This window comes from Nostoc linckia z4, assembly GCF_002608075.1.
GTDB lineage: Bacteria > Cyanobacteriota > Cyanobacteriia > Cyanobacteriales > Nostocaceae > Nostoc > Nostoc linckia.
Genome location: NZ_LAHA01000070.1, coordinates 1 through 17,285, shown reverse-complemented (window position 1 = coordinate 17,285; position 17,285 = coordinate 1). Strand labels below are relative to the sequence as shown.

Annotated in this window: 15 protein-coding genes; 7 read left to right on the top strand and 8 right to left on the bottom strand. The window is 40.2% G+C overall.

Features of this window, described 5'->3' with window-relative positions; all coding sequences use genetic code 11:
* Window positions 1-161: 161 nt before the first annotated feature.
* The gene (locus tag VF06_RS33380; RefSeq protein ID WP_099070483.1) at window positions 162-626 is read right to left on the bottom strand and encodes a hypothetical protein; all 465 of its coding nucleotides are present in this window, start codon (window positions 624-626) and stop codon (window positions 162-164) included.
* Window positions 627-741: 115 nt separating this feature from the next.
* Complete coding sequence (locus tag VF06_RS33375; RefSeq protein ID WP_143861823.1) at window positions 742-1,242, bottom strand: hypothetical protein; 501 nt, start codon at window positions 1,240-1,242, stop codon at window positions 742-744.
* A gap of 633 nt (window positions 1,243-1,875) precedes the next feature.
* Here VF06_RS33375 and VF06_RS33370 point away from each other — a divergent pair.
* Complete coding sequence (locus VF06_RS33370; protein WP_099070481.1) at window positions 1,876-2,679, top strand: SDR family NAD(P)-dependent oxidoreductase; 804 nt, start codon at window positions 1,876-1,878, stop codon at window positions 2,677-2,679.
* A 115-nt stretch (window positions 2,680-2,794) separates the two neighbouring features.
* Here the strand turns inward: VF06_RS33370 and hetI are convergent, their stop codons facing one another.
* Window positions 2,795-3,526, bottom strand: a complete 732-nt coding sequence (hetI, locus tag VF06_RS33365) for a 4'-phosphopantetheinyl transferase HetI (RefSeq protein WP_099070480.1) — start codon at window positions 3,524-3,526, stop codon at window positions 2,795-2,797.
* A 588-nt stretch (window positions 3,527-4,114) separates the two neighbouring features.
* Between hetI and VF06_RS33360 the strand changes: the two genes are divergently transcribed.
* Entirely contained in the window at window positions 4,115-4,318 is a 204-nt protein-coding gene (locus VF06_RS33360; RefSeq protein WP_099070479.1) for a hypothetical protein, read from the top strand.
* Window positions 4,319-4,426: 108 nt separating this feature from the next.
* Window positions 4,427-4,594, top strand: a complete 168-nt coding sequence (locus tag VF06_RS41615) for a hypothetical protein (RefSeq protein ID WP_180267479.1) — start codon at window positions 4,427-4,429, stop codon at window positions 4,592-4,594.
* A 4-nt stretch (window positions 4,595-4,598) separates the two neighbouring features.
* On the opposite strand, the gene VF06_RS33355 is transcribed toward VF06_RS41615, so the two are convergent.
* A complete protein-coding gene (locus tag VF06_RS33355) occupies window positions 4,599-5,660 on the bottom strand; it encodes a YheT family hydrolase (RefSeq protein ID WP_099070478.1) in 1,062 nt (353 codons plus the stop codon).
* Between the two features lie 158 nt (window positions 5,661-5,818).
* Between VF06_RS33355 and rpaA the strand changes: the two genes are divergently transcribed.
* Both rpaA and VF06_RS33345 read left to right on the top strand, forming a co-directional pair.
* Window positions 5,819-6,562 (top strand): two component system response regulator RpaA, encoded by a 744-nt coding sequence (gene rpaA, locus VF06_RS33350; protein WP_099070477.1) that lies wholly within the window; start codon window positions 5,819-5,821, stop codon window positions 6,560-6,562.
* Window positions 6,563-6,693: 131 nt separating this feature from the next.
* Window positions 6,694-8,133 carry a serine/threonine-protein kinase gene (locus VF06_RS33345; RefSeq protein WP_099070476.1) on the top strand — a complete coding sequence of 480 codons (1,440 nt, stop codon included), beginning with the start codon at window positions 6,694-6,696 and terminating at the stop codon, window positions 8,131-8,133.
* Between the two features lie 646 nt (window positions 8,134-8,779).
* On the opposite strand, the gene VF06_RS33335 is transcribed toward VF06_RS33345, so the two are convergent.
* The 4 genes from VF06_RS33335 to VF06_RS33320 form a co-directional block, all read right to left on the bottom strand.
* A complete protein-coding gene (locus tag VF06_RS33335) occupies window positions 8,780-10,408 on the bottom strand; it encodes a WD40 domain-containing protein (RefSeq protein ID WP_099070475.1) in 1,629 nt (542 codons plus the stop codon).
* Window positions 10,409-10,566: 158 nt separating this feature from the next.
* A complete protein-coding gene (locus VF06_RS33330; protein WP_099070474.1) occupies window positions 10,567-12,288 on the bottom strand; it encodes a WD40 domain-containing protein in 1,722 nt (573 codons plus the stop codon).
* The gene (locus tag VF06_RS33325) at window positions 12,285-13,061 is read right to left on the bottom strand and encodes a S1 family peptidase (RefSeq protein WP_244918198.1); all 777 of its coding nucleotides are present in this window, start codon (window positions 13,059-13,061) and stop codon (window positions 12,285-12,287) included. The genes VF06_RS33330 and VF06_RS33325 overlap by 4 nt, the downstream gene beginning before the upstream one ends.
* 26 nt (window positions 13,062-13,087) lie before the next feature.
* A complete protein-coding gene (locus VF06_RS33320; RefSeq protein WP_099070473.1) occupies window positions 13,088-13,636 on the bottom strand; it encodes a COP23 domain-containing protein in 549 nt (182 codons plus the stop codon).
* A gap of 469 nt (window positions 13,637-14,105) precedes the next feature.
* On the opposite strand from VF06_RS33320, the gene VF06_RS33315 reads away from it, so the two are divergent.
* Window positions 14,106-14,675 (top strand): class I SAM-dependent methyltransferase, encoded by a 570-nt coding sequence (locus VF06_RS33315; protein WP_438502238.1) that lies wholly within the window; start codon window positions 14,106-14,108, stop codon window positions 14,673-14,675.
* A gap of 761 nt (window positions 14,676-15,436) precedes the next feature.
* Window positions 15,437-17,017, top strand: a complete 1,581-nt coding sequence (locus VF06_RS33310; RefSeq protein WP_099072579.1) for a group II intron reverse transcriptase/maturase — start codon at window positions 15,437-15,439, stop codon at window positions 17,015-17,017.
* Window positions 17,018-17,285: the final 268 nt, after the last annotated feature.

Sequence of the window (17,285 nt, the reverse complement as noted above, 5' to 3'; positions counted from 1 at the left end):
TTTGGATTTTGGATTGAATATTCAAAATCCAAAATTTTAAGTTGTATTTTTGTTTTTAAACGCAGAGGCACGCAGAGTCAAACGCAGAGTTACGCAGAGGTTTACTCAATTTATAAAGCGGAGTACTTAGTACCTTAGCCGATTAGTAAACACTATAACTATTAATCGAAAACTACATCTTTACCACAGTTTTGCAAAACAATACCAGCAGTGATTTCTTGAGATCTTCGCAAGTCATTTTCATCTAAATAGCGCACTTTGAACTTAATACGTATCCCTTCACCAGAATCAAGTCCAAGTATACGAGGATTTAAAAAAGAATCTGGTATAGCCGCCTCAACACCGCCAGGAGGACTAATCGTACAACAATCAGGATTCTCTTTAATATATTCATCAAAATTTTTATACTTTATAAATCGAATATATTGCATTTGACCTGCAAGTTTGATACGTAGTTGTTCTGCATTATTTAAAGAATCAAAAGCTGATTTAAGCTTTTCGTAATCGCTGAGATAACGCATCTTTGCAAAGCAGAATCCTGAATAATTTAAGCTAAAGTATATGCTTAAATAAGTTAATGGTAATCCTATTAAAAGAAAAGTAGTTAAAAAACAGGTGCGGTTCATTATTCAATATGTGATTATTTACATAGTTATTCCGTCAAAAAATAGTTCAGCCAAATCGAACTTTTATCTAAAATAATTGTATTAAATACATAGCCATAGCCTCTATAAATTGTGATTAGGAATCTCGCTTAAACCAAATAGATTTTGGACGACCACAGTTTCGTAAAGTATTTCTAACACGTACTTGTTGTACTCTCTGATTACCCTTTTCATCTAAATAACGTACTTTAAAGTTCATGACTGTCAAATCGCGAAAACCAAGTCCAGATATACGATCGAAAAATGAAAACTCTGGAAGTAGACCAAATGAAGGCTGTGCAATCTTGTAAAGTTCGCCGTGATTGATAGAACAGCAGTTTGGATTTTCTTTGATATATTCATCAAAACTTGCATATTTGATATGTTCATAAGATTCTAGTTTTCCACCTAAAGATACAAGTAATTTATCCTCTTTATTGTTATAATCAAAAGCTATTCGTAACTTTTCTTCATCGCTTAGATAACGCATCTTTGCAAAACAGAAACCTGAATAATTTAAGTTATAGAAGATGCCTAAAATCGTTATTGGTATTCCGATGAAAATGAAAATAGCTAAAAGAAGGATACGGTCTATCATTGTATTTAAGGAAATAAATTTATACACGTCTAAATTAAAATCATTCTCAGTCCGGATTTGACTGATTTCTTAAGAATTAACATAATGTTAAGACTTGCCTATATCAAGTACAGTCACTTGTTAATTTATACATATTTTATTATGCAAAAACTAAATTAAATATATGATTTTCATGAATTGCTTTATTTATTTTGGTAATGAAACTATTAAGTTAAAGGTTCACTGTAAGCAATTGCAAAAATGCAGTTAAATCAAGCCCCACTGCTAGCACCGACAGAGTGTAAATCGATCGCTAAGGATCTGGACAGTATCAGTAGCAAGATGATTGCTCTATTTATTTATGTTTACAAATATAAATTTTAAAATGAACATCTTGACAAAAAACAGTCTACAATAGTTATTGTAGGTTATCAAATTTTGAATTTACCCATATTTGTGAGTCATCATAATATGTGTGTATAGGGGTGTATCTAGATTTTCTCTTATACATCAACGCTTCATTCTTAATTCAAAAGCAAATTACAGATTATTTTGGCTCAAGACGTTTTTCGTAGTTTGAGATATTAAGCATACTTAATTGTAGAACAAGAACCACTGTCAATGGAAAGCAGTTGAATTTACCAATATTCTTGCATGAACACAACACATCAAACACAGGGCAAAAAAACGGCTCTTATTACTGGGGCAGCAAGTGGAATTGGCTACCAATTAGCGTGTCTTTTTGCAGCTGATGATTACAATCTTGTCTTAGTAGATAAAGATGAATTAAAGCTAACAGAAGTTGCTGAGAAATTTGAGTTAAAATTTGGCAATTTTGTCAAAGCTATTGTCAAAGATTTATCTATCTCAACTTCTCCAGACGAGATATTCACGGAGTTACAACAAGCCAATATTCAGGTTGATGTATTGGTAAATAATGCTGGCTTTGGTACTTATGGGTTATTTCACGAAACAAATTTAACTGCTGAATTGGAAATGCTACAGGTAAATTTGGTGTGTCTCACCCATTTAACTAAGCTATTTATCAAGGATATGGTTAAGCAAGGTGAAGGCAAAATATTAAATGTCGCCTCTGCTGCTGCTTTTCAACCAGGCCCTTTGATGGCGGTTTATTTTGCGACTAAGGCTTATATCTTATCGTTTTCAGAAGCGATCGCCAATGAATTAGAAGGCACAGGTGTCACTGTGACAGTTCTTTGCCCAGGTTCCACAGAATCAGCCTTTCATCAAAGAACGGGAATGGCAGACTCTAAAATGCTCAAAAGTAAGAGAATGATGGATGCCCAAACAGTAGCCGAAATCGGTTATCACGGCTTAATGAAAGGCAAAACCATTGTCATCCCCGGTTTAATTAATAAACTACTAGCAAAAAGCGTCAGATTTGTACCCAGAAAACTGGTGACGAAAATTGTCAGAAATATGCAGGAAGATAAGTAAGTGGGGATGAGGGAGATGGGGTAGGGGAAGAGGACAAGGGAAAAGAATTGTTGCAATTTGTCTCCCTTGTCTCCCTTGTCTCCCCAGTCAACAGTCAACAGTCAACCGTCAACCGTCAACAATCCACACCTTCCTGCCAACATTTTAAATCCCAACCAGAATTTGCTATTGCAACGGCAGCAACATAATTATTTGCAGGTACTAATTCAAAAAGACTCCAATCTTGGGATATCTGTAACTTGGCTGGTGCTGTGGGAGTGAGGAATACTTCAACTGCCTCTAGTTGGGAGAGTCCGTCGCCGGTTGCTTTTAAATAAGCTTCTTTGCAAGTCCAGTAACGGAAAAATACTTCTTGCTGTTGGTTTGAAGCAAGCGATCGCAGCATTTCATATTCTCTCGGTAAAAAGAACCGTTTGGCAAGAGCTTCTAAATCTGAGACGGGACGAATATATTCTAAATCTACACCAATTTCACGCTGACAGTTCACCGCGCACAACCCTAATTCTTGGGAGTGAGACAAGTTAAACTCTAGTCCACTCTTGGCAAATCTTTCTGCTAATACTGGTTTGCCACGCTGTTGATAGTTAAACTGAATTTCTGATGGCTTAATACCCAAATAACGGGATAATATACTCCGCAAAATCCCACGCCCAGCGATGAAACGCTGTTGGTGTTGTGGAAAATGAAATCGTTCAGCACGAGTAATTTCGTCACTGGAAAGGGTATTTTTTAAATTTTGTAACTGTGGTTCTGGTTGGTTAAGTTTGATACGCCATACATGAATTTCATCCGGTAACAGATTTAAATCTGTTGGTGCGGGTAGCCAGAGATGATTAGGAGCAGTCAAGGAAGTTGTACTCTAGTTGTTAGTTTACGACAATTATTATCAATGGATTTGGTTTAAATAGGTCTGCGTGAATGTTTATCCTGAAGATAAGGCAGGGGGCAGTCAAGATGAAGCAAGTTTCATAGTCAAATATGAAAGCGGTCTTTTCCCATTCCCTACTCCCTGCTTTCAAGTCATGAGGCAAGAGGGTTTTAGCTTTATAATTTAGCCATAAGTAAGAGTTAAAAAAATATATTCCCAAAAAATCAATATAAAACTTAATATTTTCTCAGCTTAGTAATGGCGATCGCTCTCAACGTCTATACAACTACGCTTGTTTCTCTTAAAATCTACCAGAAGATTTATTAGATGTTAACTCAGGCTGTAAACACAACTACTGAATACTGAGTTACAGTAGCCAGAATCGCTTTTCATAAACAATATCGTCATTTATTGCTGTCAATATATGTAATTTTTTTATGACTATAGAAGTACCATACTTAACTCAACTTAAATCTTCTGAAAGAGACTACATTAAAACCCTTGACAGAGAATAGTCAATTTTCTTTTGGTTAGAACATTAGCTATTACTCACAGGAATTAGGAATTATGTCTCTAAGTGTTTTGGTAGAACCTAAGTTTTCCAATGGTAACCTAGTAAGTTTTATGGGTGGAGAAGGCATCATTAACAACTACCGATTTGAGTCGGGTACCTGGAAATATTTAGTCAAAATGCCTATGGAACCAGAACCAGAAATAAGTCGAGTTGGTTATGAAACTATGATTTGGCTATCTGAAGTGGATATCTGTTAGCTGGTAAATAATTTTTCTCATAAAGTGTTAAATCTGGAACAAAAAAACTTAGTCAAAGCTTGTTAAAAATCTATTAGAATTAATTTTTTTTAGAGATAGTGAGGATTAATGATCGCTAATTTGGGATACCTTGGATTCTTTGTGGTGCTACTAACAGCGCTACTATTAGCAATTAAGCAAATGAGCGTTGCTTTGGATGAACTAGATATTGAACGCTTTACTCTCTGGACGGGTATTGCTTCTGTTATTGCTGGGATACCGACTATATTGTGGTAAATTTCTAGTCAATTCTTTGTTCTAACCATTCTAAAATTCGATTCCATGCCCACCAAATGTCAGGGTCTTTTAATTGCTGCTGGCATTGTTTACTACTCACATAACCAACATGACCGCCGTATTGAGTGAGTAACAAATCTATTGCTGGATTATCATCGCAAGCTGCTTGCAATTCCGGTATAATAGCCGGGTCAAAAAGTGGATCGTCGGCAGCATAAATAATCAACGTTGGTTTTGATATTTGGGGCAATATTTTCAAAGCACTACTAGCTTGGTAGTATGCCTCCACAGAAGGAAAACCTAATCGATGAATTACCAATTCATTGTCAAATCCCCAGATACTATTTGCTCGTTCAATAGCTTTAGGGTCAAAGCTTCCGGGATGTATTTCGTGTAATCGCCACGCCAATTTTTTTAAATCTTTGGCAATTCCCGCCTCTATATATCTGCCGAAAGGTTTTGTAACTAGATAAGATAGCGATCGCTGTGAATCTAAACTCGGACAAATTACCATACCACCGCCAATATCGCTATCTTCTAACTCTAAATCCCCATACTCTCTAATTACTTCCCCAGCAACTTTTACCCCCCACAGCGCCAATTGTCCACCCAAAGAAAACCCTGCAAACCAAAATTTTCCCGGACATCCCATTGCTTTGGCAGCCGCAGCAATGCGAACATAATCTTCCCCCTCATAAAGGCCATCGGAAGTCAAAGTAGGCGATAATTGGGCTGTTTTGCCGTGGGCACGCCAATCAAATAACACCACAGCATACCCTAAAGCAAAAGCCTTACGTCCTAGCAGTCTCAAATACCATTGTGTTTCTAACTCTCCGGTAATCCCATAAGTGCCGATAATCGTACCACGGGCATTTTCTGGGATGGCAACCAAGCCAAAAATTGGCACACCTTCACTGCCAATAAAGATTTGTTCGTGGTAGGACGGTTCTGGATGTTCAATGGTAGTTTCCCAATAACGTTTTCCCCACAAAGCAGTGTATACAGTCATGAGGAAACCGTTTTGTAAAAACCAAGACGGATTGTAGGAGGGAGTATAACACATCATAGACTATAGGATTTCGTAATATTTGAGTCTTGATTTCACCGTCATTTAATCTTAATATTTATGTAAGATTTAAAATCTTTTTTAGAAACGATTTAAAAATCTTTGTATCTATCAAAGGTTCTTATTTATCCTTAATAAGTAGTAATAATTTTTTAAGAATGCCGAGGATTCTTGTCATAGACGATGACCCAGCGATTTCAGAACTAGTTGCCGTCAACTTGGAAATGGCTGGCTACGATGTTAGTCAAGCTGAGGACGGCATCAAAGGTCAAGCGCTGGCTCTCCAGCTACAACCAGACTTGATCATGCTCGATCTGATGCTGCCTAGAGTGGATGGATTTACAGTTTGCCAACGCCTGCGCCGGGACGATCGCACCGCCGAGATTCCCGTGTTAATGTTAACGGCGTTGAGCCAAACCCAGGACAAGGTAGAAGGCTTTAACGCCGGCGCAGATGACTACCTCACCAAGCCCTTTGAAGTTGAAGAAATGCTAGCACGAGTGCGGGCACTTTTGCGGCGTACAGACCGCATTCCCCAAGCAGCCAAGCACAGCGAAATCCTCAACTATGGTTCCCTCACCCTCGTTCCCGAAAGATTTGAGGCGATATGGTTCAACGAAACAGTGAAATTGACTCACTTGGAATTTGAGCTACTTCACTGCTTGTTGCAACGCCACGGTCAAACAGTTTCCCCCAGCGAAATCCTCAGAGAAGTTTGGGGTTACGATCCCGATGACGACATTGAAACAATTCGCGTCCATATTCGTCACCTAAGAACCAAACTAGAACCAGATCCCCGCCACCCCCGCTACATCAAGACAGTGTATGGTGCAGGATATTGTCTAGAGTTACCGAGTATACCTCCAGCCGCCGAGGGAGCCTCTGTAACAGTGGTGGAATGAAATCACCGCAGCAGTTCTGAGTAGTAAGTGAGATTTTCCAACTTGTAGAGACGTTGCAATGCAACGTCTCTATATTTTTAGAATCCTCAAGATAAATGGTATAAAAATTGCAGGATGCATTGGTGACTGAGATGATAGGTCAAATTCTCGGTGGACGCTACCAAATTCTAGAACAACTTGGCAAAGGTGGATTTGGAGTTACTTTCACAGCTGTTGACATAGGACGACCGGGGAATCCTCATTGTGTTGTCAAGCAGTTTAAACCAATGTCTACCGACCCATACAATTTAGAAGTTGGTAAAAGATTGTTTGTAAGGGAAGCAGAGAAGCTGGAAAAGTTAGGCAATCACGACCAAATACCGCGTCTTCTGGCATACTTTCAAGAGAACCAAGAATTTTATTTAGTCCAGGAATATATTGAAGGTTACGACCTCAGCCGAGAATTAGTATCGGGCGTGCAACTTAGTGAAGCTTATGTAATTCAACTTTTACAGGATATTCTAGAAGTTTTAGACTTTGTTCATCAACAAAATTTAATTCATCGGGATTTAAAAACCTCAAATATTCGCCGCCGTCAGGCTGATGGCAAAATTGTTTTAATTGATTTTGGCGCAGTTAAAGAAGTCACTACCCAGGTAGTTAATCCTCAAGGACAGGTCAGTTTTCCCACTCGCATTGGTAGTCCTGGTTATATGCCTAGCGAACAAGAAAGAGGCGACCCAAAATTAAGCAGCGACATCTATGCAGTGGGGATTATTGCTATTCAAGCTTTAACAGGGATAAATCCCGATCCTCGGCTTGGTGCAGGACTACCGACAAACCCACAAACAGGGGAGATTGTTTGGCGCGATGCCTACGGTGGTAAACTACGCACCCAAGTTAGCGATAAACTAGCAAATATCATTGATAAAATGGTGCGCTACGACTACCGCCAGCGTTACCAGTCAGCAAATGAAGTATTGCAGGCTCTTAAAACCTTATCACCTCAACCTCAACCTTGGAAACTTTGGCTGGCTGTGGGTCTAGCAGCCGTAATGATTCCTCTAATTTTGTGGATTTTATCTTTATTTATTAATCTTAAACCTACTTTTGTGCCTTACAACGAGCCTAAGTCTGGCATCACAATTAAATATCCATCAAATGACTGGAAACCAATCGAACCAAGCGGTAATTTTGGCAGTGAGGTAGTTAAATTTATCCCTAAAAATCAAAACAAAGTAAATTCTTGTCCTTTAGTAATCACAATTGATGTAAAAGACTTATCTCAGCAGTTGTTATCTTTAGAAGAATCTAAAAATTTGGCTGTGCGAAACATCAAAAATATTAATCCAAATTCCCAAATAAGAGATGATTCTCAACCATCAACAACGCTATCAAAACTTAATGCTTATAAATTAACTTATACTCGTCAAGAAGGACAATGTAAGCTAAAAGTGATGGAAATTGGCACAGTCAGAGATGGTAAAGCATATTTTATTACTTATACTGCTGAAGAAAAAGAATATAATAAGTATTTAGAACTGGCGGAAACAATGATTAATTCATTTGAAATTAAGGTTCAAGAACACTAGTAATTTTCAGGCAAAGGTTATGGCAACAGTATCAATATGAAATTACTGGAAACTTTTAAAATTACAAATACTTTGCGTACCTCTGCGCTAACCTCCGTGTTCCTTTGCGTTTAAAAAAGCTAGGATGCAAATGTTTTTAAACGCAGAGGAGCGCAGAGTTAAGCGCAGAGTTACGCAGAGGTTTGAGCTATCAAGTCGAGTTTAAAGCCGAAGCAATTGCTGGTTTAAAAGTATTAATTTCAACAATTCAAGAGCGTTGATTACATAAAATTCAATGGTTATCTGAAAATTTTGATAACCTGACTCCTCAAGCTTTGAGTGCCGATATGAGTAGTGTGTTCAAATTGAAAGTAGGAAACTATTGGGTCATATATTCCTTCGATATTGAAGCTTTATTAATCACGATTCACAAAATTGGACATCACCGAGATATTGATAGTTCAATACGGTTCAGTTAAGCCTTTCTTTCTTCTCTTTGCGTCCTTCTCTGACGAGACGCTGCGCGAATGCGTCCTTGGCGGTAGCCTGCGGCAAGCCGCTACGCGTCTACGTTAAAAAAATTGAATTTGACCATGAGTTTTAGCCTTAATTGAACCGTATTGATTTATAGTTAATCGCCTCTCATTAAGGGAATGGCAAAAAATAACTACTCAGACAGCCGCCAAATTTTGATATCAGTGCTACTGCTAGCTAAAGTTTTGCCATCTGGACTAAAAGCAACTGACCTTACCCACAATAAATGACCTTTGAGGGTACTAATTTCTTGTCCATTTGCAACATTCCAAATTTTGATAGTATTGTCATAACTACCACTAGCTAAGGTTTTGCCATCTGGACTAAAAACAATAGACCGCACCCACAATAAATGACCATTAAGAGTACGAATTAATTTCCCAGTAGCAACATCCCAAATTTTGATACTATTGTGCCAAGTACTAGCTAAAGTTTTGCCATCTGGATTAAAAGCGACTAATTTAGGGCCGTGAGAATGACCCTTGAAAGTCAGAATTGCTTGCCCAGTGGCGAGGTTCCAGATTTTGATAGTATTGTCATTACTACCACTAGCTAAAGTTTTGCCATTTGGACTAAAGGCGACTGATTCAACACCAGAAGTATGACCTTTGAGGGTACGAATTTCTTTTCCAGTAGCGATATTCCAAATTTTGATAGTATTGTCACCGCTACCACTAGCTAAAGTTTTGCCATCTGGACTAAAGGCGACTGATTCAACACCATAAACATGACCTTCGAGGTTACGAATTATTTGCCCAGTGGCAAAATTCCAGATTTTGACAGTTTGATCGCCACCACTAGCCAAAGTTTTGCTATCTGGACTAAAAGCGACTGATTTAACAAAACTAGAATGACCTTTGAGGGTAATAATTTCTTCTCCAGTTGTCAGATTCCAGATTTTGATAGTATTGTCTTCACCACCACTAGCTAAAGTTTTTTTATCTCGACTAATAGCAACTGAATTAACATTACCATCATGATCGTTGAGAGTATTCGCTAAAACAAATTTGCTGGATGAATTGTTAGGATTTACAAGTCGTGAAGTGTTGACTGGTGATGGAGTTGAGGCTGGTGGATTTGATGATGGCTGAGGAGTTGGTACAGTTGCGATCGCTGGTTTAATTGGTGTCAAACTTAAATAAGTCTTCAACGGAATCCCAAACACAGTAGTAGCATTCGTATCTGGGCGAGTTGTAGCCCTTCCGTGAATCCCCACTAATTTACCTTGCTCATCAAGTATCGCTCCTCCACTCATCCCCGGAAAACCACCGATGTCATACACAAAGGCATAACCATCTTTTGGGTTTGTCACCAGACGGGAAATTGCACCCCTACGAAAATCGATGTCTGATGTTCCTTGAGGATAACCGGCTACAGAAATATTTGTCCCTAATGCTACTTGGTCAGAATTGCCCTTTTCGGCAACACGGTAATTTGCATTACTCGTAAACTGAAACACCGCCAAATCAACGCCAGAAAATCGCTTGACTTGGCTATTATTGAATGTATATCTTTTGCCATCTGGTGTTTGTACTGTGTAGTTACCTTCGAGTTGGACTACGTGCCAGTTGGTAACCACAATATAAATATCACCTTGACGCTCAATAATTACCCCAGAGCCAGTATTTGCACCATCAATGCGGACTGTAATTTGTTGAGCAATTTCAGAAATTTCTTTCGGTGTCAACGCTATGGCTACTGGTTGCACTATGACTATTGCCATACCCAATAATAATGCCGATAGTCCACCAGCCACCCTCATGATTGATTCTCCTGATGATTTTGTAATACTTCTTTTTTAATCGGTACAGCCATAAGAGAGTAAATGTAATTGATTGTATGCCTTATTAAATTACTAAAAAATCTCAAAATACAAGGTTTTTTGAATCTAAATAACATGCAAAATCTATAATGAAATAGCTACTCAGACAACCGCCAAATTTTGATAGTCGCGTCCGAACTACCACTAGCTAAAGTTTTGCCATCTGGGCTAAAGGTGACTGAACTAACCGAATCAGAATGACCGTTGAGAGTAGTAATTTCTTGTCCTGTGGCAACATTCCATATTTTAATAGTGTTGTCCCAACTACCACTAGCTAAAGTTTTACCATCTGGACTAAAGGCGACTGAATTAACAAAAGAAGAATGACCTGTAAAATTAGTAATTTCTTGTCCTGTGGCAACATTCCATATTTTGATGGTCTTGTCCTCGCTACCACTAGCTAATGTTTTACCATTTGGGCTAAATGCGATTGATTTAACAGAAGAACGGCTATAAATTGTACGGATTGTCTGCCCTGTAGCGAGATTCCAAATTTTTATAGTACCGTCACCACTACCACTAGCTAAGGTTTTGCCATCTGGGTTAAAAGCAACTGTCCAAAGCACACCAGAATGACCTTTGAGAGTCCGAACTTCTTGCCCTGTACCCACATTCCATACTTTTATAGTTGAGTATCCACCACGACTAGCTAAAGTCTTGCCATTTGGGCTAAATGCAATTGATGTTGTCTTATCAAGATCACCTTTGAGAGTACGAACTTCTTGCCCTGTGACAATATTCCAAATTTTGATAGTACGGTTGGAATGAGAACCACCACTAGCTAAGGTTTTACCATCTGGACTAAAAGCGACTAAATTATCTCCATATTTATAACCTATGAGAGTACGAATTTCCTGCCCTGTGGCGAGATTCCAGATTTTGATAGTACCGTCCCCACTACCACTAGCTAAAGTTTTGCCATCTGAGCTAATAGTAACTGAATTAACTTCTCCTTCTAAGAATGAACCATTGTCACTATATTTAATTACCTTTTGGGAATGCCCAATCAGGGTCTTTTCTAAGGTAAACTTGGCTACTGATGGAAGAGTAAGTGGTGATAATGGCTGACGTGAAAGAGGGAATACAAATGGAAAGGGATTGACTGGCTTTGGCTCTGTTGCTGTGGAGATTGGAGTATTTGTCAGCTTTGGTGCTGGTGCAGTTGCCACAGGTTGTGCAGATGGCGCAATACTTAAATAAGTCTTCAACGGAATGCCCAACACAGTAGTAGCATTTGTATCTGGACGAGTTGTAGCGCGTCCGTGAATCCCGACTAATTTACCCTGCTCATCAAGTATTGCTCCCCCACTCATCCCCGGAAAACCACCGATGTCATACACAAAGGCATAACCATCTTTTGGTTTTGTGACCAGAGTCGAAATTTCACCTCTGAGAAACCTTATGTCAGGTGTATCTTGGGGATACCCCGCTACAGCAATATTTGTTCCTAATGCTACTTGGTCAGAATTTCCCTTTTCAGCCACACGGTAATTTTGGTTACTAGTAAACTGAAACACCGCTAAATCAACACCTGGAAGTGGTTTGACTTGGCTATTATTGAATGTATATCTTTTGCCATCTGGTGTTTGTAGTGTGTAGTTACCTTTGAGTTGAACTACGTGCCAGTTAGTCACAACAGTATAAACATTACCTTGACGCTCAATAATTACCCCAGAGCCAGTATTTGCACCATCAATACGGACTGTAATTTGTCGAGCAATATTAGCTATTTCTGAGGGTGTCAACGCTGTGGCGGCTGGTTGCACTATGACAATTCCTGTACCCAATAATAATGCCGCTAGTCCACCAGCCACCCTCATAATTGATTCCCCTGATGATTTTGCAACAATTCTTTTCTAATCGGTACAGCCATACTAGAACGGGTAATTAGTTCCTGCAAGTGCGGCTCCGGTTGAGAACCATCTTGATAAACTTCCGGTGTCTCCCAAAGCGGATCTTTGTGTAAGCTATTAATCCCCACCACTTCACCATGTATGTTTAGCAATGGCCCGCCACTCATGCCTTTACGCACGTCATTGGTATAGCCAATCTGGTAGCCTTGCTCTAATGCTTTGTCTAACAATAAGGTGACTTTTCCAGAGGTAAAGACAAACTGAGTTTTAGTCGGGGTAGACTGCTTTTGAGTAGCTAAATTAGCTATAAATCCACCCACAAACACCTCATCCCCAACTCGCAAATTAGACGCATCTGGAATGTTAGCCACTGGATAAACTATATCAGGGCTACGAAACTGCAACACAGCTAAATCATTCTGCTGCAACTCGGCAATTTGCAACACAGTAGCTTGATATACACGCCCATCTGGTGTTTGAATTTGATAGGGTGGTTTAGCGGCTCTCAAAACATGAGCATTGGTGATAACTGTATAAATTTCACCTTGGCGTTGGAGTAGAGTTCCTGAACCTAGTAACTCTAGTGCGGAAATTTTGACGGTGATAGTTTTAGCTAATTTTTGCAATTGCTCGACATCAAGGTGATTAGGTCGCACCACTCTGCTAAACTCACCAGAAATGCTTTGCTGTTTTGATAGTGCCAACGAAACACCACCAAGACAAATCAGCAAGCACACCACATAAACAATTCTGCTTCTCGGCGAATTTATCGAACGCACCCCTCACCGTCTACGAGTTGCTTCACATCCAAATAAACCTCACCTTCCTCGTAGCTAAAAGCTTGACATCCACCTAAATCAATCACTGATTCTCCTGCACTCCGGCGGAAATTAACCATCTGTTGCAAAACTCTGCCGGTATCAGTTCCAGGTTTGAGGGTGACGAGAACATTTTGTTTTTCGCATTGCTCCCCTTTGCGATTAGCAATGCACAAAACCGGATAACTATTGAAGTTATCTCGACTGGTGATGTAAAGTGAGCCGTTATCGTAGTAGCGTTGAAATCTGGCACTAACAATCTTACAGCGCTCTTTGGGTGGGAAGTTTTTAAAATCTTTGACTACCCAACGGATAAACGTCTCATTTCCCCGTGAGGTACGTACCTTAGTAACTGGTACACCACCTTCCTGTGTGCAGAAGAATTTGTTTCCCCTAGCGTAACTCGGATAGTTGCTTGTGGTGGTAACTGCTAAAGCTGAAATCACGGAAGCTGTTGCTACCCCTGGTAATACGCGAGCAAATAACCTCAGTTGCATATATCTAAGTATTAATCACTAAAAATACTTGACAGTAATAGAGCAAGCTACAACTTCAAATTACTGATTTTCGGAATTATGCTCAAATATATCAGTAAAAATTAGGTTTTTTGATGAAAAATTATCAAGATGGCTCGCATTTCCCCCATCAACAACAAAAGCGCGATATTTTTCAAAATCCGCTTTATATGTATAAATTAACACTTATATATTAAAATATGGTTGAAGCGATCGCCTCGATCTAAACCCCAAGATCGATAAAGGCGATGTCTACGACGGGCTACGCCTACGCCTCATCCCGGAAAGAAGTGTGCGATCGCCCTTATAAAAACCCCAACATCGGAGTATGAATATCATCATGTAACAATTACCAGTTTTGATTAATGCTTTGTGTCAAAAATGTTTAACTAAAACCGAATTACAAAATGCTACTGTTGGGACTATTCGTAGCAAATTATTAAAGATGAAAATCGAAAATCCAGCATTCGACTATGACAATAATAAACATGACTATGCACAAGTCAGAAGGGCTGATAAACGAATATTCTCATATGTTCAGTCTGCTCTTGTTGACTTCAATACCGTTATAAATGTTGGAGCAGGAACCGGTTCCTATGAACCACAAGATAAATATGTGATTTCAGTTGAGCCGTCTTCTGTTATGCGAAAGAAGCGACTTGCTCTCGGAAGAAATCCTGCGATAAATGCCTTTGCCGATAGCTTGCCATTTGAGGATATGTCATTTGACGTTTCTTTGGCCATCTTGACAATACACCACTGGCCGGACTTGAGGGCGGGGCTTGAGGAAATCAAGCGAGTCACTCGAAGCAAAATCGTGATTCTGACTTACGATCCAGAAAGACTAGCAGACTTCTGGAATGTCAATTATTTTCCTAAAATGGTGGAAGTGGAGAGCAAGAGGTATCCTCTCCTTGGTACTATTTCTTCAATATTGGGTAGTACACCCAAAGTCTCAAAAATCAGGATACCCTTTGATTGCACAGATGGGTGCGATTCGTTGATTAGTGAATCACGGTAATCAGTCCGTATATAACTAATCCAGTCCGACAGCAGATTACTGTCACTAAGGGGCTGAACTCTCGGTCAGATGCAAGTGCAAGCCTTGCCATTCAGACTCAGAATTGACTCCTTACCTGCCCACACCGAACAAGCTCGGTTCTTGTAGAGTGAAGCTGGGAACAGGGTGCAATCAGACAGCCGTTGCGGGCTGACACTTGGTGCGATTCGTTGATTAGTGAATCACGGTAATCAGTCCGTATATAACTAATCCAGTCCGACAGCAGATTACTGTCACTAAGGGGCTGAACTCTCGGTCAGATGCAAGTGCAAGCCTTGCCATTCAGACTCAGAATTGACTCCTTACCTGCCCACACCGAACAAGCTCGGTTCTTGTAGAGTGAAGCTGGGAACAGGGTGCAATCAGACAGCCGTTGCGGGCTGACACTGGCGCTAACAGGGAGTTCCTACGGTGAAACCGGGTCTAGAAAAGCAACCTATGCAAGAGCAGGGCGTAACATAAAAACCTTGACTCCACTGGAGAATTAATTCCCGCCGCATCTCCATCTTATAGCGGCAAGAGTCTTGGGAATCCAGTGGTTGAATTGACCACACCTAACGGAACAATCAATCTCTCCGAGGGAACGAATAAAAACGAGTTGTGGGTCTAGGGGCGGTCGAACCCCCAAGTAGACCAGACGAGCGGATTAATTCCCACAATTCGGGTAGGACAGACCGTAATTGGTCTGAGGTGTTCAGAATACACAAACTCTAGAAGAGAAAATGATTAGACACAGTTACAAAACTAGTGAATCTTGGAGAGCTTTACCGTGGAAGAAATKCCGCCGAAATCTTTTCCGCCTTCAAAAGCGCGTGTATAAAGCTGTTCAAGTTGGAGACAAGCGGAAAGCTAGGTCACTCCAAAAGCTTATTCTTAAATCTACCTCGGCTCGATTTCTTGCAATTAGACTTGTATCTCAGCTAAACGCTGGTAAAAAGACGGCTGGTATTGATGGTAAGAAATCCCTCTCATTTGAACAACGCTTCAACCTTGAAGAACTACTGAAAATGAATAGTGGAAATTGGAAGCATCAAGGATTACGGGAAATCCCCATTCCCAAGAAGGACGGGACTACCAGAATGCTCAAGATACCGACCATCGCGGATAGAGCTTGGCAATGCCTTGCAAAATATGCACTGGAACCAGCACACGAAGCCACCTTCCACGCTAGGAGCTACGGGTTCAGAACCGGGCGCTCTGCCCACGATGCACAAAAATACATCTTCAATAACCTCCGTTCTGCTTGCAGTGGAATAGAAAAACGAGTTATAGAACTCGATATCGAAAAGTGCTTCGACAGGATTAACCACTCAGCAATAATGGATGAACTCATTGCCCCCAAAGGCTTAAAACTCGGTATTTTCCGATGCCTCAAGGCAGGGGTAAATCCAGAATTCCCTGAACAAGGAACCCCACAGGGGGGAGTGGTCAGCCCATTACTAGCTAACATCGCACTCAACGGGATTGAGAGTATACACAGATACCACTATAACTACAAACGAGGAAACAGAATCACTGATAAAACCTCAAAAGAGGATATCACCGAGCCATCAGTCCGATACGCGGATGACATGGTTATTATACTCCGACCCGAAGATGATGCGATAGAGATACTTGAAAGAATCAGCGAGTTCCTCCGCAAACGCGGAATGAATGTAAGCCAAAAGAAAACCAAAGTTACCGCCGCGACAGATGGGTTTGATTTCCTCGGCTGGCACTTCAAAGTCCAGAAAAACGGAAAGTTTAGATGTATCCCTTCAATGGACAACTTCAAAGCTTTTCGCAAGAAAGTAAAGCACATCGTCAACAACTCGAATTATGGTGTTACCACAAAGGCTGAGAAATTAGCCCCGGTAGTTAGAGGGTGGAGAAATTACCATAAGTTCTGCAAGATGGACGGGTCTAAAAACTCGCTATACCACATCGAAACAAGAGCTTACACGGTATTTAACAAGGAAACCAAGCAAAACCGCTACTCTAGCAAGAAATTACTAGACAAAGCATTCCCAAAGGTTCCCTACTCCGAAAACAAACACACTTCTGTCAAGGGAACTAAATCACCTTACGACGGAGATACAGCCTACTGGAGTGAACGTAACAGTCAACTCTATGATAGCGGAACCTCTAAAGCTCTTAAGAAGCAAAACCATAGATGTGCCTCTTGCGGCTTAAAGTTCATCGATGAGGAACGGGTTCACCTGCATCACATCGATGGAAATCACGCCAACTGGAAGAAAAATAATCTGGAAGCAATTCACGAGAGTTGCCACGATTATAAGCACATGAGCAAAAGCGCAAGCTAAGAACATCGGGAGCCGTGTACACGGAAACGGGTACGCACGGATCTAACTGAGAGGTGCGGGGAATAATATCCCCCATCGACTCAACCATTTCCAGCATATACTTTCTGATTTACCTCAATTAATTTCTTCCATGAAAGAAGGTGTTCAAAGGATTCGTAATATTAGTACCAGCTTGCGAAACTTTTCGAGAGCAGACAGCGATCGCCAAGTTTATTGCAACATTCATGATGGTATTGATAGTACAATTATGATCCTCAAACATCGTTTA

Bases quoted from the DNA above. Each gene is read 5' to 3' on its own strand.
- VF06_RS33355 (WP_099070478.1), bottom strand. From the start codon at position 5,660: ATGATGTGTTATACTCCCTCCTACAATCCGTCTTGGTTTTTACAAAAC.
- VF06_RS33375 (WP_143861823.1), bottom strand. From the start codon at position 1,242: ATGATAGACCGTATCCTTCTTTTAGCTATTTTCATTTTCATCGGAATA.
- rpaA (WP_099070477.1), top strand. From the start codon at position 5,819: ATGCCGAGGATTCTTGTCATAGACGATGACCCAGCGATTTCAGAACTA.
- VF06_RS33345 (WP_099070476.1), top strand. From the start codon at position 6,694: ATGATAGGTCAAATTCTCGGTGGACGCTACCAAATTCTAGAACAACTT.
- VF06_RS33360 (WP_099070479.1), top strand. From the start codon at position 4,115: ATGTCTCTAAGTGTTTTGGTAGAACCTAAGTTTTCCAATGGTAACCTA.
- VF06_RS33320 (WP_099070473.1), bottom strand. From the start codon at position 13,636: ATGCAACTGAGGTTATTTGCTCGCGTATTACCAGGGGTAGCAACAGCT.
- VF06_RS33380 (WP_099070483.1), bottom strand. From the start codon at position 626: ATGAACCGCACCTGTTTTTTAACTACTTTTCTTTTAATAGGATTACCA.
- VF06_RS33335 (WP_099070475.1), bottom strand. From the start codon at position 10,408: ATGAGGGTGGCTGGTGGACTATCGGCATTATTATTGGGTATGGCAATA.
- VF06_RS33370 (WP_099070481.1), top strand. From the start codon at position 1,876: ATGAACACAACACATCAAACACAGGGCAAAAAAACGGCTCTTATTACT.
- VF06_RS41615 (WP_180267479.1), top strand. From the start codon at position 4,427: ATGATCGCTAATTTGGGATACCTTGGATTCTTTGTGGTGCTACTAACA.
- VF06_RS33330 (WP_099070474.1), bottom strand. From the start codon at position 12,288: ATGAGGGTGGCTGGTGGACTAGCGGCATTATTATTGGGTACAGGAATT.